Genomic DNA, 15372 nt, shown 5'->3' with positions numbered 1-15372 from the left:
AAGGCGATCAGCCATTCAGAAAACTGTCGACCGCCTTCACATTTTGTGTGGTGAAGAAATCTGCGGTCGAGCCTGCATAGACAACGCGGCCGCGCTCAAGAAAAACCACCCGCTGCGCCAGCTTTCTTATGTCATCGGGGTGATGCGTGACAATAATCACCGTATTTTTTGTTTCATCATGCAAGTCGAGAAGCAAAGAGGCCATGCCCGCCCGCAATCCCGGATCGAGCGCGGCGAAGGGCTCGTCGAGCAGCATGACCGGTTTTTTCCGCACCAGCGCACGGGCCAGCGCCGCTCTCTGTCTTTCCCCGCCGGAAAGTGTGCCCGGCAGACGCTTGTCGAAACCCGCAAGGCCGACGCGCGCCAGCGCCACCTCGATCCTCTGCCGGTCTTCCGCTCGCAATTTCAGCCCGGGGCTAACGCCGAGAGCGACATTGGTGAAAATATCGAGATGGGCAAAAAGATTATTGTCCTGAAAGATCGATGAAACCGGTCTCTCCGAAGGGTCTTGTGCCGTCATATCCTGCCCATCGATCACCACGCGACCGGAATCCGGCACCTCAAAACCAGCGACAAGATTAAGGAGAGTCGATTTTCCCGAACCGGAGGCACCCACAACGGCGGTCACCTGACCTTGCGGGAAGGCGCAATCGAGATCGAAATCCTGTGCTCCAAGCCGCAGCGTGACCTTGTCCAGCTCAACGGCAAAATCATAACCCGTCATATGCTCGCCCTTGCTGATTGGGATTGCCGCGAAACGCCGCCTGCGGCCAGCAGCAGGCAAACGACACCAAGGAGGAAGGCATAACCGGCGGCATCATTGGTGCGATAGCTGCCCATATTGCTATAAACCAGCCAGGGCAAGGTGACGAAACTTTCCGATCCGAACAGCGCAACCGCCCCGAGATCACCGAGCGACAGCGCCATGGCAAAGGAAAGCGCCATCAGCACGGGCCGCCACAGAACCGGCAGATCGGCAAACCGCAGCCGCGACAGGCCCTGAAGCCCGAGACTGGCGGAAAGCCGGCCAGTGCGCAGAAAATGGCTGGTAAAAGCCGGCTCCATCACCCGCATGGCAAGGGGTAAGGCCATCAACATATTGATGAGCGCCACGAGAACGGGCGCATAAAAGCTGACATCACCGAACACCCGCAGCAGCAGGAACCATCCGCTTCCCAGTACGACGGGCGGCACAAGCAGCACCAGCGACGACCCCGCCCCAAGGACTGCGGAAAGCAGGCGGAGAGGCCAGGCCACGCTACGTCTGGAGTTGACAGCCTGACGCGCGCCGATGATCGCCATGCAGCAGAGGACGACGAGAATTGCCGACAGCATGGCGATTGCAAGACTGGTCGCCGCGGCGCGCAGGAAGACCGGCGCGGTGAGCAGACGCGGCAGATCGGCCTGCAGCCCCGAAACCGCTATGGCGACAAGCGGCAGCCCGATCAGGAAAACGGCAAAAACGATTGCCGCCCCGTCCCACAGGCGCGCAGCGGTACTTTTGCCGTCGAAACGGCGGATGCTGCGACCAAGCGAAGAGATTTCCGCTTCCGGTGACGGCAGAAAGGCGAGCAGCCCGAGCAGGATTGCGGTGAGGACGATCTGCAGAACCGAGAGCGCGATTGCCCGCTGCGGATCGAAATCGAACCGCAGCGCCTGATAGATCGCCACCTCCAGCGTTGTCGCCGCCGGCCCGCCGCCGAGAAGAAGCACAAGCGTGAAGCTGGTGGCACACAGCATGAAAACCAGCCCGGCAATGCCGGGAATGAGCCGCGAGACCGCAGGCCATTCGATGAAACGGAAAACCGAAACCGGCCCCATGCCGAGACTTGCCGCCATGCGCCAATATTCCCCCGGAATACGCTCCAGCCCCGCCAGCATCAGCCGCACGCAAAGCGGCAGATTGAAGAAGACGTGAGCAATGAGAATGCCGGAAAGGCCATAAATGCTGAAAGGCTCATCCACACCGGCAAAAACAAGGGCACTGTTCAGCACACCCTGCCTGCCCCAGATGGTGATGATGCCGAAGGCGCCGACGATCACCGGCAGCCCCATTGGCACCGCCATCAGCCGGATGATCCAGATCCTTCCCGGAAACTCTTTCCGCCGGGCGAGCGCCAGAGCGACGGGCAGGCCAAGAGTGATGGACAAAAGGGTGGAGAGCGTGGCCTGGTACAGTGTGAAGCGCAGGATGCGCAACGTATAGGCATCCATGATACCGGCGGCGGATGCGCCAGCGTCAAATGACAGCAGCGCAAAAACCGCGAGCGCCATGAACAGGAAAACGGCGGCAAAAGCCGCCGTCCCGAAAATGATCGACCGCCGATAATCGCGACGCAGCATCATGCGCGGGCGTGCCTCTTCCTCAGTTCATGCTCATGGCGGCAAGCCATTCGTCGATCCACGCCTTGCGGTTCTTCGCCACTTCTTCCGGATCCATCAGGAAGGTCTTCTGCGGCACGACGAGTTTGGAAAATGCCTCGGGCAAGGGCGTCGAGGTTGCCGCGACCGGCATCATCCAGTTGTTTTCCGGGATGGCATCCTGAAAACCTGAGGTCAGCGTGAAAGCGAGGAACTGCTTTGCCAGCTCCTTGTGCGGTGCATTTTTGAGAAGGCCAGACACTTCGATCTGGATGTAATGCCCTTCGGAAAAGACCGCGGCCTGATAACGGTCCGACTTTTCGGCGACCATGTGATAGGCAGGCGAGGTGGTGTAGGAGAGCACCATCGGCACCTCCCCCTTGGTGAACAGGCCATAGGATTCCGACCAGCCCGGCGTGACGGTGAGAATGCGCTTCCTGAGCTTTGTCCAGGCTTCCGGCGCCTTGTCGCCATAAACCGATTTTACCCACAAAAGCAGGCCGAGCCCCGGCGTGGAAGTACGCGGGTCCTGAATGGCGATCTTCTGCGCAGGGTCACCTTCCACCAGCTCCTTGAGGCTCGCCGGCGGGTTTTTCACCGTCTGCGTATCATAGATGACAGCGAAATGCCCATAATCATAGGGCACGAAAACATCGTCGGCAAAACCGCCCGGCACCTTGGCCGCCGATGCATCGATGCCGCTGGCGTCAAAAAGGCCGGTCTGTTTGGCTTCCGCGACAAGATTGGTGTCGAGACCAACAACGACATCCGCCTTGGAACCGCTACCCTCAAGTTTCAGACGGTTGAGCAGCGCCACGCCATCCGCGACACCCACAAAATTGACCGTGCAGCCGCAGACCTTCTCGAAGGCTTCCTTCACCTTGGGACCCGGACCCCATTCGGAAACGAAGCTTTCATAAGTGTAGACGGTCAGTTCCGGCTTGTCCTGAGCCACGGCGAAACCGGGCAGGAACAGCGAGGCGGCAATGACGGAATTCAGGAAAAGACGACGGCGCACGGGTATCTCCTCAAAAACGAGAAGGGAAATAGCCGCCTGCCTTGAAGCCGTCTAATCCCTCCGCCGGTATGAACCGGATCAGGTTCTTCGGGTTGGCAAGCCTCTCAGCCCTCTGCACACGAGCACAGAAGACACCCCGTTAGATCAAGATGATGGTTTAGTCCCGCCGTCCCAGATTGGCAAGATGGCCGAAGATCAACCCTGCTCCGTCATATGCACCAGCTCCCAGACGTGCCCGTCGGGATCCTGAAAGCTGCCGGCATACATGAAACCGTGATCCTGAACCGGTTTCCAGCTGCCGCCGCCAGACGCAAGCGCGGTTGCGATCATCCGGTCGATCTCCTCTCGGCTTCCGGCGGAAAGGCAGGTCAGAACCTCGGTGCTGCTTTTGGCATCGGCGATATCGCCATTGATGAAATCGCGAAAACGTTCTTCCTGAAGAAGCATCACGAAGATGTTTTCCTCCACGATCATGCAGAGCGTCCGGTCGTCGGAATATTCCGGATTGAAGCTGAAACCGAGGGCCGTGAAGAAGCTTCTCGATGCCTCGATATTCTTGACCGGCAGATTGACGAAAATCATGCGCATTTTCAGACCTCCTTCAAACGAACGCGGTCATAGAACGGCAATTCCGCTTACCTGTCAAAGGCCGAAGAAAAGCTGGTGAACGGGCGCGTCTGGCTTCAGCTCTCCAGTTCCTCGCGCAGCATTTCCAGTTCCAGCCATTCCTCTTCCATGGTCTCCAGCTTGTCGCGCAGCTTTTCCATTTCCTGCGCCAGCTTGTTGAAGGTGGCCTGATCCTTGGCGAAAAGTTCCGGGTCAGCCATGCGCTGTTCTCGTTTTGCGATCTCTTCCTGGGCCTTTTCCATTTCCTTCGGCAGATTTTCGAGGGCGAATTTCTGCTTGAAGGAGAGTTTGCCTTTAGCCTTTGCAGGCTCCTGCGGCGTCGAAGCTGAAGATACCGCCTTGGCCTTTTCCTGCCTTTCGGCCTTGTGTTTTTCTTCGGCCGCACCCTTGCGCTGCGCCATCATGTCCGAATAGCCGCCCGCATATTCGATCCAGCGCCCATCCGGCTGATCGGGGTTGGCCGGTGCGATGGTGGAGGTGACGGTGCGGTCCAGAAAATCACGGTCGTGGCTGACGAGAATAACCGTGCCGGAAAAACCGGCGACGATCTCCTGCAGCAGATCGAGCGTTTCAATATCGAGATCGTTGGTCGGTTCGTCGAGGATCAGAAGATTGGTCGGCCGGGCCAGAATGCGCGCCAGGATAAGGCGGGCGCGCTCCCCACCGGAAAGATTGCGGATGGGCGTGCGCGCCTGCTCCGGCTGGAACAGGAAGTCCTTCATGTAACCAGTGACATGCTTCACTTCGCCATTGACGAGAAGATTGTCACCACGCCCGTCGGTTAGATAATGCGCGAGCGTTTCGGCGGGATTGAGATCCTCACGCTTCTGGTCGAGCGTGGCGATCTCCAGATTGGTGCCGAGCTTCACCGTGCCGCTATCGGGCTCAAGCTGGCCCGTCAGCATCTTCAGAAGCGTGGTTTTGCCCGCACCGTTCGGTCCGACGAGACCGATGCAGTCACCACGATGCACGCGAAGCGAAAATGGCGCGACGATCACGCGCTCACCATAAGCCTTGGTGATGGCATCGGCCTCGATGACCAGCTTGCCGGATTCCCGCCCTTCCGTGACGGTCGCCTGCACGGAACCCTGCGGTCCCTTGTGGCCGCGATATTCCGCGCGCATGGCCTGAAGCTCGCCGACACGGCGCATGTTACGCTTGCGCCTTGCGGTCACGCCGTAGCGCATCCAGTGTTCTTCGCGCTCGATGGCCTTGCCGAGCTTGTGCTGTTCAAGCTCTTCCTCTTCCAGCACCTTGTCGCGCCATTCCTCGAAATGGGCAAAGCCGCGATTGAGGCGGCGCGACTGGCCGCGATCGAGCCACACCGTGGAGGTCGAGACCTTTTCCAGAAAGCGCCGGTCGTGCGAAATCAGCACCAGCGCACTGCGCGTCTGCTGCAGTTCGCCTTCCAGCCATTCGATGGTGGGAAGGTCCAGATGGTTGGTCGGCTCGTCCAGCATCAGAATATCGGGCTCCGGCGCCATGACCCGGGCAAGCGCCGCACGGCGTGCTTCGCCGCCTGAAAGGCTCTCAGGATTCTCCTGTCCGGTAAGACCCAGATGTTCGAGAAGATAGGTCACGCGATAGGGATCGTCGCCCGGCCCGAGCCCCGCTTCCGCATAGGCCTGAATGGTGTCGTAACCGGCAAAATCCGGCGCCTGCTCCAGGTAACGAATGGTGGCGGCAGGATGCCGGAAAACCTCGCCCGATTGTGCCTCAACCAGGCCGGCAGCGATCTTCATCAGCGTGGATTTGCCAGAGCCATTGCGTCCGACAAGGCAGATGCGGTCACCGGGCTCCACCTGGAGGTTGGCGCCGTCGAGAAGCGGGGTCACGCCGAAGGTCAGCTTGATATCGTCGAGTTTCAGAATTGGGGGTGCCAAGGCGTCAGGCTCCGGTCAGATCATAGGGGCGGGCGAGCACGATGGCTTTGCCGCTTTTCAGCGAGAAATGCACAAGGCCGCCATTCGCGACATTGGAAATAGTGCGGGAGGAACCGAAAGCAAGCGCGAAATCATCAAGCGGATAACGCACATTGCCGATATCGAGCCCCTCCAGGGCGGTAAAGCCGGCGACGGAAAATAACGATCCGGCCGGCAAATCGATGGTAAGCGAACCGGCAAGCAGCGGCTTCGCCTCTTCCTCACCGGAGGTCAGCGTCACTTCGAAACCGCGCTCCGCAAGCGCTACGGCATAAAGAAGGTGCTGAAGCGCATGGTCGCTTCGCGCGCCACCGAGCGCACCCACCAGCAGCAGCGAATGCGCGCCGCGCGAAAGTGCCTCGGAGACCGCGATCTCACCATCCGTTACGGCCTTTGCGGCCGGATAGGGTTGCCGCCTCACATCCGGCCAGGCATCGAGCAGCTCTTGGCTGGCGGAATCGAAATCTCCGACCCACAGTTCAGGTGTGAGACCAAGCGGCGCGGCATGGCGCATGCCGCCATCGGCCGCAATCACGCGGCTATTGCCGACCGCCTGTTTCAGGCGATCGGTCACCGCGACATCGCCGCCAAGCAGAATGGTGAAGCGCTCTTTGTTCATGCCCTGCCTTACCGCACCTCGGCCGAAAATGGAAAGCCGAAACCCCGATGAAATCAGCCTATATTGATTTTCGCCGGCTTCGGGATTATGAAACGCCTCAGTGGTGATTTGCCGACCGGCTTGCAGCCACTTTAAAGAAGTCGCTAAAGGGTCGAGGAAAAGGGCAATTTCCTGGGACCGGCCGCGATTTCGCTGCCGGTTTTTTTGTTTTCGCAACGTTCTTTACGTGATCCGGAAAAGAGAGTTCGACATGCCGATCAAAATTCCCGATACGCTTCCCGCCTTTGAGACCCTCGTTCATGAGGGTGTGCGGGTCATGACCGAAACGGCGGCCATCCGGCAGGATATCCGCCCGCTCCAAATCGGGCTTCTCAACCTCATGCCGAACAAGATCAAGACGGAAATCCAGATGGCGCGCCTCGTTGGCGCTTCGCCGCTGCAGGTGGAATTGTCGCTGATCCGCATCGGCGGCCATCGCGCCAAGAACACGCCGGAAGAGCATCTCCTCTCCTTCTATGAAACGTGGGAGGAAGTACGCCACCGCAAGTTCGACGGCTTCATCATCACCGGCGCACCGATCGAGCTGCTGGACTATGAAGATGTGACCTACTGGAACGAGATGCAGCAGATTTTCGAATGGACGCAGACCAACGTCCATTCCACCCTGAATGTCTGCTGGGGCGCTATGGCCGCCATCTACCATTTCCACGGCGTGCCGAAATACGAGCTGAAGGAGAAAGCTTTCGGCGTTTATCGCCACCGCAATCTCTGCCCCTCATCGATTTACCTCAACGGCTTTTCGGATGACTTTCAGGTTCCGGTCTCGCGCTGGACGGAAGTGCGCCGCGCCGATATCGAGAAAAACCCCGAACTCGAAATCCTGATGGAATCAGAGGAAATGGGCGTGTGTCTGGTGCATGAGAAGGCAGGCAACCGGCTCTACATGTTCAATCATGTCGAATATGATTCCACCTCGCTGTCCGACGAATATTTCCGCGACGTGAATTCCGGCGTGCCCATCAAGCTGCCGCATGATTATTTTCCGCATAACGACCCGGAACTCGCTCCGCTCAACCGCTGGCGCAGCCATGCCCATCTGTTTTTCGGAAACTGGATCAACGAGATATACCAGACGACGCCCTATGATCTCCAAGCCATAGGCAAACTGGCCGCGTAAACTGCGGGATTGCGAATTGCCGGAAAATGACGCAACGTCCGCCCGGCAATTCGCGACACCAGGGAGAATGACGAGATGAGCGACGGCGCGGCACGGGAAGATTTCGGTTTCACGGCAACCGGTGAAAAGGTCGAACGCGTCACCATCTCGAAAGACGGTTTGACGGCGAAAGTCATCACCTGGGGCGCGGTCATTCAGGATCTGCGCCTTGACGGCCACCAGCCGCCACTCGTTCTCGGCTTCGACAAGTTCGAGGATTACAAATATTCCTCCTATTTCGGCGCCACGCCGGGCCGCAACGCCAATCGCATCGGCAATGGCAGGTTCGCCATCGACGGGCACGAATACCAGCTGGAGCTGAACGAAAAGGGCGTAACCCATCTGCATGGCGGCAGCGATGGCATGGGCAAGCGCAACTGGATGCTGATGGAACATGGCGAAAGCCATGCCGTCCTGCAGATCATCGATCCCGATGGCCGCGCCGGTTATCCCGGCAACTGCACGGTCACGGCCACCTATACGATCCGCGATGGCGGCGTGCTTTCGGTGGTTTATGAAACGGTGACCGACCAGCCAACCATCGCCAATGTCTGCCAGCACTCCTATTTCAATCTCGATGGCGCGGATACCGCACTTGGTCATGAGATCAGCATCGCCGCTGACTTTTACCTGCCGACAAACGAACAGCAGATACCGACCGGCGAAATCCGCTCCGTTGAAGGCACCGTCTTCGACCTGCGCCACACAACGCCGATGCGGCGCAAGGAGAATGGCGAACAGGTTCTCTACGACCACAATTTCTGCCTCTCGCCCGAGCGTCGCGCCAAGCGCAAGGTCGCCCGCGCCTATTCGCCCGCCTCCGATATCGCGCTTGAGGTTCACACCACCGAACCCGGCGTGCAGCTCTACTCGGCTTTCAAGCTGGATGTCCCCGTTCCGGGCCTCGATGGCCGCCATTACGGCCCCTTTGCCGGTTTCTGCCTGGAAACGCAGATTTGGCCTGACGCCGTCAATCACCCGGATTTTCCGCATGCGATCCTGCGGCCGGGCGAAACCCTGCGTCAGGAAACCGATTATATCTTCACGAAGGGCTGAGAAGCAGAGGGCCGGGATCAGTCCAGCACACAGCCGACATAGCCGCCCGAGGCACGGGCACGGCGCTCGATAAGGCCGGCCAGCCGTTGCAGGCCGCGCCCGGGCTTGCTCGCGACGCGGTCGATGGGATTGGGCAGGGAGACGGCCAAAAGCGCCGCCTGACGGGAGCTGAGCTTGGCGGCAGGTATCTTGAAATGATGCTGGGCCGCCGCCTCGATGCCGTAAATGCCTGGCCCCCATTCGGCAACGTTGAGATAGATCTCCATCATCCGCTTTTTCGACCAGACGAAATCAGCCGCAATTGCCAGCGGCAATTCCAGCCCCTTGCGCAGGAAAGAGCGGCCGTTCCATAAAAACAGGTTCTTCGCCGTCTGCATCGGAATGGTGCTTGCGCCACGGGTGGAGGCCCCGTCGAGTGCATTGCTGACCACGGACTGCATCTGGTTCCAGTCGACGCCGCCGTGGAAACAGAATTGCCCATCCTCGGACATCATTACGGATTGCACGAGGCGCGGCGAAATATCCTCAAGCGGCACCCAGCGCCTGTCATAACCCTGCAGGGTCACCAAATCGGCAAGCATCAGCGTTGAAACAGGCCGGATGAACGGCAACGCATAAACCGGGATCAGCAGATAGGGCAGGATCAGCAAAGCCAGCAAGGTCATGATGATGCGCTTTGCCAACGTGCGAAAATCCACCTTCGGACTGCTCCGGTCTTCCGCCAGCACGGCGTAATCTGCGTCGCTTTCAGGCGTACTGCTCAATATTCGTCAAAGCCCCGCACCAATTTAAGCCTTTCATAGTCCATTGCCGCCTTCAAGGCGAGTCCGGTCACACTGTTGCGGCGCTGGAATCACGAAAAGGTTTGCCTGCATTCGCGCGGCATGCCAAAGAGCGCGGCATGGACGCTCAGATGACGAATTTCGAAACAAGGCTACGCGAAAACGCGGCAAAAACCGAAGCGCTGCTTGGCCAACTGCTTTCCGGCAAGGCACGCGCGGATGAGATCACACGCCCGCAAAACCTGCTCGAGGCCATGCGCCATGGCGTGCTGAACGGCGGCAAACGCCTGCGGCCTTTTCTCGTCATCGAAAGTGTCGCGCTTCTCGGCGGAGATGCCGACGCCGCCCTTTTTGTCGGCGCGGCGCTCGAATGCCTGCATTGTTATTCGCTTGTCCATGACGATCTGCCGGCCATGGACGACGACGACCTGCGCCGCGGCCAGCCGACCGTGCACCGCAAATTCGATGAGGCAACCGCCATCCTCGCCGGTGACAGCCTGCTGACGCTTGCTTTCGACATCATAGCCTCGGATGAAAATCCGCTCGCGGCCGAGCGCAAGGCCGCACTCGTTCTTTCGCTCTCCCGCGCCGCCGGTATTGGCGGCATGGCTGGCGGGCAGGCCCTTGACCTTGCTGCCGAAAAGAAAGCGCCTGATGAGGACGGCATTATTACATTGCAGGCTATGAAAACCGGCGCCTTGCTGCGTTTCGCCTGCGAGGCCGGCGCGATCATTGCCGGCAGCGATCAATCCGAAAGGCAGCGACTGCGTCTCTTTGGCGAAAAGATCGGCCTCGCCTTCCAGCTTGCCGACGATCTTCTGGATCTGACCGCCGATGCCGCCACCATGGGCAAGGCGACCGGCAAGGATGCCGCACGCGGCAAGGGCACGCTGGTGGCTTTGCGCGGCGAAGACTGGGCACGCATCAAACTGCAGGAACAGGTGGCCGAGGCCAGCGAACTCCTGACCCCTTATGGCGAAAAGGCCGCGATTCTCATCGCGGCCGCAAGATTCATCGCCGAACGGAAAAGCTGAGCGGAACCGCTCAGCTTTTCATCATCCCATCAGCCCTTGAGCGGCGAAATCAGCACTTCGACGCGACGGTTCTGGGCACGGCCGTCCGAGGAGGCATTCGAAGCGATCGGCTGGGACGGGCCGTAACCGAGCGTCGAAATACGGCGCTGGTCGACGCCGCGTGCACCGAGATAATTTGCAACAGAGGCCGCACGACGCTCGGAGAGCGCCTGGTTATGCTGCAGGCTACCGGTGGAATCGGTGTGGCCGTTAATATCGATCAGCGTGCGGTTGAACTTGTTCAGCACGATGGCGACGGAATCGAGCGTCTGGTAGAACGGCGGAATGACCTGGTCCTGATCCGTGGCAAAGGTGATGTTGGACGGCATGTTGAGAACGATGCTGTCGCCACGGCGGGTCACCGAAACGCCGGTTCCCTGAAGCTGGGCGCGAAGCTCGGCTTCCTGCCCGTCCATGTAGTTGCCGATGGCGCCGCCAGCGAGAGCACCGATGCCCGCACCGATAAGCGCGGCGTTACGGCGACCAACCGGCGAACCGCCGACAGCCAGACCACCGAGAGCACCAACAACAGCGCCGATACCGGCACCGCCGGCGGTGTTCGACATCTTCTGCTCGCCCGTATAGGGATCGGTGGTGGTGCAGGCGGAAAGATAGGTGCCGCAAAGGGCGACGATCGCGATTTTTTTGATCATGTGTTTTGATGCTCCGAGAGGTTCAGGAGGTATGACAGTGGAATTCCGGCCTTTTCACGGTCGTTTTTACTCCGCCGCATCTTTCTGGCCAAAACGCTTTTCGATGTAATCGATCACAAGCGCTTCAAAATCGGCGGCGATGTTGGGGCCACGCAGGGTGAGAGCCTTTTCGCCATCGATGAAGACCGGTGCAGCCGGGCTTTCGCCGGTTCCGGGCAGCGAAATGCCGATATCGGCATGTTTGCTTTCACCGGGACCGTTGACGATGCAGCCCATGACGGCGACATTGAGCGCCTCGACACCGGGATATTTTTCACGCCAGATCGGCATGTTCTTGCGAATATCGTTCTGGATGTTCTGGGCGAGCTCCTGAAAGACGGTGGACGTGGTGCGCCCGCAGCCGGGACATGCCGCAACAACCGGGATGAACTGGCGGAAACCCATGACCTGCAACAGTTCCTGCGCCACCTGCACCTCACGGGTGCGGTCGCCATTCGGCTCCGGCGTCAGCGAAACGCGGATCGTATCGCCGATACCGTGCTGCAGCACATAACCCATGGCGGCGGACGAAGCGACGATGCCCTTCGAACCCATGCCCGCCTCGGTCAAGCCCAGATGCAGGGCGTGATCGGATCGTTCCGACAGCATCGAATAAACGGCGATCAGGTCCTGAACCTGGCTGACCTTGGCAGACAGGATGATGCGATTGCGCGGCAGGCCGATCTCTTCGGCAAGTTCGGCGGAAATCAGCGCCGACTGAACGATGGCTTCTCGTGTGACCTGACGGGCGGAGAGCGGAAAACCCTGCTCCTTGTTCCTGTCCATCAGCGTCGTCAGCAGTTCCTGATCGAGCGATCCCCAGTTGACGCCGATGCGGACGGGCTTGTCATAACGGATCGCCATTTCGACGATCTCGCCGAACTGCTTATCCTTCTTGTCCTTGAAACCGACATTACCGGGATTGATGCGGTATTTGGCCAGCGCCTCTGCACAGGCCGGGTGATCGGCCAGAAGCTTGTGGCCGATATAATGGAAATCGCCCACAAGCGGCACATCAAGCCCAAGGCGCAGCAGCCGCTCGCGGATTTTCGGCACAGCGGCCGCACTTTCGTCGCGGTCGACCGTGATGCGCACGATTTCCGAACCGGCCCGGAACAGCGCCGCCACCTGCTGCACGGTGGCGTCGATATCCGCCGTGTCGGTATTGGTCATCGACTGCACGACGACGGGTGCGCCGCCACCCACGATGACGCCGCCCACGTCTACGGCGACGGATGCACGGCGGGGCTTCGGGTCGTAATCGGCATGTGACGTCATGGCGGTCTCTGGAGCTTGCGGCAAGGTCTTGCAATTGAGGTGAAACAAGGGGGGCTACTTGTCAACACCCAACGCACTGGAGCTTCTACTTTACCGCAATCATGGCAAAATTCGAGACGCCTATTCCTTGCCCGCACCATCCGCATGGCGGGCGAGCCGCGAAAGCAGAAAAACCACCACATGCAGCAGGGGCAGCGCGATGAAGACACTGGCAAGGCCGGTATGTTCTGCAATGAAGCCGATGGCGGACGGTGCCACCAGAATACCGGAGTAACCCATGGTGGTAACGACCGAAAGGCCGATTCCCGGCGCCAGCCCCGGCATATTGCCTGCGGCCGAAAAAGCGATGGGCACCATGTTGGAAATACCGATGCCGGCAATCGCGAAGCCGATGATCGCAATGGTGGAATTACCCGCAAGACCGGCAATGACGAGGCCGATGATCGACATCGCCGAGCAGAACCGCAGGGTCGTCACGGCGCCGAAGCGGTCCCGCACCAGATCGCCGGCAAAACGCATCACCGCCATGGTCATGGAAAAGGCCGCGAAGGCAAAACCGGACTGCGATACGGAAGCGCCGAGCTCATTGCGCAGATAAAGGGCACCCCAATCGAGGATGGCCCCTTCCGGGATCATCGAGAACAGCGCCATCAGGCCGATGATCCACGGTAGCGGCGTCAGCGGCAGGCCACCTTTCGGACGCTCCTCCTCGGGGTGCGGACGATCCGCCAGAACCCGTGGCCATGCGATGACCAGAAGCACGAGCGCGATGACGGTGAGCGCAATGGCGTGACCCTGTACGCCGATGGCCGTGATGAGGTAACCGCCAAGACCGGCCCCGATGAGGCCGCCGAGGCTCCAGAAGGCATGGCAGGACGACATGATCGCCCGGCGCATATCGCGCTCCACAGCCACTGCGTTGGCATTCATGGCAACATCCATCGCCCCCGTCAGACCGCCGAACAGGAAAACTGCGATCACCCCTGCCCAGACGGTGCCGGCCCAGGAAATGAAAAGCAGCGTCGGCAGAAAGATCGCGGCGGTGACAAGGCTCACGGTACGCGAGCCGAAACGGGCGATCTGCGACCCGGCAATCGGCATGAAAACCAGCGAACCGATACCAAAAACCAGAATGATCAGGCCGAGCGCACTTTCGCTGAGGGACAGCCGTGCCGCAAATTCCGGAATCTTGGGCGCCCATGATCCCATCATGAAGCCGTTCATCAAAAACAGCAGCGAAACGCCAAGCCTGTGCCGCGTCAGATAGGATGAGCGTGTGCCTGTCGGCGAAAATGTCGTGGGGCCATTCATCGGCAATATCCTTCAGACTTGACCATGAGAAAACTGAGCAGCGTCATCGTCGCCGCAATGAACGTCTACGCCCTTTGCCGAGAGCGACTCGACCAATGCACGGTCGGCATCCCGTTCCAGCACGAGGCAAAGCGGTGGGGAAAAATCATGAACGTGGAAAGCGGCCTTATGGCCGAGCTTTTCCGTGGTGATTGCGGCGATGACCCGCTGGCTGGCACTACAGGCAAGCCTCTTGAACACCGCATCCTCGAAAACATCCGCCGAAAGGCCCGTCTCGGCCGCAACACCACAAACACCGAGCACGCAGAGATCGGGCCGCATCAGCTCAAGCTGCCGAAGCGCCATGGCATCGATTGCCGCACCGACGGCCGGATCGACCTTGCCGCCAATCAGCACCAGATCGATATCGGCCCGCCCCGTCAGCTCGGCGGCTATGGCGGGCGTATTCGTCACCACGGTCAGATTAAGGCCGACTGGGATCGCTCTTGCAATGGCAAGATTGGTCGACCCTGCATCGATGAAAACCACCATGCCCGGTTCAATGAGCGGAATGACGGCGCGCGCCAGCAGGGCCTTGCGGTCGGCATCCTCGGCAATCCGCGTTTTCAGCGGCACTGTCGTGCTGTCGGAAAGCAGTGCCCCGCCATAAACGCGAAGGCATTCCCCGCGCGCCGCCATCTCGCGCAGGTCGCGGCGCACCGTGTCTTCGGAAACACCGAAATTCTGGGCCAGATCCTGCGCCAGCACACGGCCGCTTTGCCGCAACTGCGCCAGAATGAGCGCCTGCCGCTCGCTGACAAAATGATCACTCATGGGGACTCATGCATAAACAAGAATAAACGTGCACGAACATGCATAATCAAGTTTCTGCCGGAGCGCAATAAAAAACGCCCGCCGGGAAGGCGGGCGTCTGTAACCTATTGCCGATAAGGTAAGCCGTTATTCGGCGTATGAGATCAGCAGATCCTTTGCATCGATCTGGTCACCGGGCTTTACCAGAACTTCAGCGATCTTGCCGTCACGCTCGGCATGCAGCGCGGTTTCCATCTTCATGGCCTCGATGGAGAGCAGCACGTCGCCGGCCTTGATCTCCTGACCCTGATTGACGAAGACCCGGCTGATCACGCCCGGCATCGGCGCGCCGATATGAGACGCATTGCCGGGTTCTGCCTTGCGGCGCACCGCGGAGCCGGAGGCGCCATGGGCGCGATCCGGTACCTTGATGCGGCGCGGCTGACCGTTGATCTCGAAGAACACCGTCACCATGCCCTTATCATCCGTGCCGGACGAGGCCTGATTGACGATGACAAGCGTCTTGCCGCGCTCGATATCGGCAAACAGCTCTTCACCATCCTCCATGCCATAGAAATAGGCATGGGTCGGCAGCACGGAAACCGGGCCGTAGGTCTCGGCAGTA

15 protein-coding genes and 2 riboswitches are annotated in these 15372 nt (G+C 59.8%); of the genes, 3 read left to right on the top strand and 12 right to left on the bottom strand.

Annotated elements, in window-relative coordinates:
• Positions 1–7: 7 nt before the first annotated feature.
• The 6 genes from thiQ to O3S81_RS22415 form a co-directional block, all read right to left on the bottom strand.
• Complete coding sequence (gene thiQ, locus O3S81_RS22440; RefSeq protein WP_269346813.1) at positions 8–724, bottom strand: thiamine ABC transporter ATP-binding protein; 717 nt, start codon at positions 722–724, stop codon at positions 8–10.
• The gene (gene thiP, locus O3S81_RS22435; protein WP_269346812.1) at positions 721–2346 is read right to left on the bottom strand and encodes a thiamine/thiamine pyrophosphate ABC transporter permease ThiP; all 1626 of its coding nucleotides are present in this window, start codon (positions 2344–2346) and stop codon (positions 721–723) included. Before thiP ends, thiQ begins: the two co-directional genes overlap by 4 nt.
• 19 nt (positions 2347–2365) lie before the next feature.
• Positions 2366–3379 carry a thiamine ABC transporter substrate binding subunit gene (gene thiB, locus O3S81_RS22430; RefSeq protein ID WP_269346810.1) on the bottom strand — a complete coding sequence of 338 codons (1014 nt, stop codon included), beginning with the start codon at positions 3377–3379 and terminating at the stop codon, positions 2366–2368.
• 38 nt (positions 3380–3417) lie between these two features.
• A riboswitch (TPP riboswitch) is annotated at positions 3418–3528 on the bottom strand.
• 46 nt (positions 3529–3574) lie between these two features.
• Complete coding sequence (locus O3S81_RS22425; protein WP_269346808.1) at positions 3575–3967, bottom strand: VOC family protein; 393 nt, start codon at positions 3965–3967, stop codon at positions 3575–3577.
• A gap of 95 nt (positions 3968–4062) precedes the next feature.
• Positions 4063–5889: an ABC-F family ATP-binding cassette domain-containing protein gene (locus tag O3S81_RS22420; RefSeq protein WP_269346807.1), complete on the bottom strand. Its 1827-nt coding sequence runs from the start codon at positions 5887–5889 to the stop codon at positions 4063–4065.
• A gap of 4 nt (positions 5890–5893) precedes the next feature.
• On the bottom strand, positions 5894–6547 hold the full coding sequence (locus tag O3S81_RS22415; RefSeq protein ID WP_269346805.1) for a thiamine diphosphokinase: 654 nt from the start codon (positions 6545–6547) through the stop codon (positions 5894–5896).
• 90 nt (positions 6548–6637) lie between these two features.
• Positions 6638–6714: riboswitch (SAM riboswitch) on the top strand.
• A gap of 83 nt (positions 6715–6797) precedes the next feature.
• On the opposite strand from O3S81_RS22415, the gene metA reads away from it, so the two are divergent.
• Together metA and O3S81_RS22405 are read left to right on the top strand one after the other, a co-directional pair.
• On the top strand, positions 6798–7724 hold the full coding sequence (gene metA / locus O3S81_RS22410; protein WP_080827074.1) for a homoserine O-acetyltransferase MetA: 927 nt from the start codon (positions 6798–6800) through the stop codon (positions 7722–7724).
• A gap of 75 nt (positions 7725–7799) precedes the next feature.
• The gene (locus O3S81_RS22405) at positions 7800–8819 is read left to right on the top strand and encodes an aldose epimerase family protein (RefSeq protein WP_269346801.1); all 1020 of its coding nucleotides are present in this window, start codon (positions 7800–7802) and stop codon (positions 8817–8819) included.
• A 17-nt stretch (positions 8820–8836) separates the two neighbouring features.
• Here O3S81_RS22405 and mtgA read toward each other — a convergent pair whose 3' ends face one another.
• The gene (gene mtgA, locus O3S81_RS22400; RefSeq protein ID WP_269346800.1) at positions 8837–9583 is read right to left on the bottom strand and encodes a monofunctional biosynthetic peptidoglycan transglycosylase; all 747 of its coding nucleotides are present in this window, start codon (positions 9581–9583) and stop codon (positions 8837–8839) included.
• A 137-nt stretch (positions 9584–9720) separates the two neighbouring features.
• On the opposite strand from mtgA, the gene O3S81_RS22395 reads away from it, so the two are divergent.
• On the top strand, positions 9721–10635 hold the full coding sequence (locus O3S81_RS22395; protein ID WP_269346799.1) for a polyprenyl synthetase family protein: 915 nt from the start codon (positions 9721–9723) through the stop codon (positions 10633–10635).
• Positions 10636–10664: 29 nt separating this feature from the next.
• Here O3S81_RS22395 and O3S81_RS22390 read toward each other — a convergent pair whose 3' ends face one another.
• The 5 genes from O3S81_RS22390 to O3S81_RS22370 all read right to left on the bottom strand — a co-directional run.
• Positions 10665–11327, bottom strand: a complete 663-nt coding sequence (locus O3S81_RS22390; RefSeq protein WP_269346798.1) for an OmpA family protein — start codon at positions 11325–11327, stop codon at positions 10665–10667.
• 66 nt (positions 11328–11393) lie between these two features.
• Positions 11394–12644, bottom strand: a complete 1251-nt coding sequence (gene ispG, locus O3S81_RS22385; RefSeq protein ID WP_269346797.1) for a flavodoxin-dependent (E)-4-hydroxy-3-methylbut-2-enyl-diphosphate synthase — start codon at positions 12642–12644, stop codon at positions 11394–11396.
• A gap of 120 nt (positions 12645–12764) precedes the next feature.
• Positions 12765–13955 (bottom strand): MFS transporter, encoded by a 1191-nt coding sequence (locus tag O3S81_RS22380; RefSeq protein WP_269346796.1) that lies wholly within the window; start codon positions 13953–13955, stop codon positions 12765–12767.
• Positions 13956–13967: 12 nt separating this feature from the next.
• On the bottom strand, positions 13968–14768 hold the full coding sequence (locus O3S81_RS22375) for a DeoR/GlpR family DNA-binding transcription regulator (protein WP_269346794.1): 801 nt from the start codon (positions 14766–14768) through the stop codon (positions 13968–13970).
• 126 nt (positions 14769–14894) lie between these two features.
• Positions 14895–15372, bottom strand: a 478-nt coding sequence (locus tag O3S81_RS22370) for a biotin/lipoyl-containing protein (protein WP_269346793.1), incomplete at its 5' end; no start/stop codon positions are given.

The sequence above is a fragment of the Agrobacterium sp. SOY23 genome, from assembly GCF_027212525.1.
Lineage (GTDB): Bacteria > Pseudomonadota > Alphaproteobacteria > Rhizobiales > Rhizobiaceae > Agrobacterium > Agrobacterium tumefaciens_I.
Note: the sequence above shows the minus strand (reverse complement) of the source record. Positions and strands in the feature narration are given on the sequence as shown.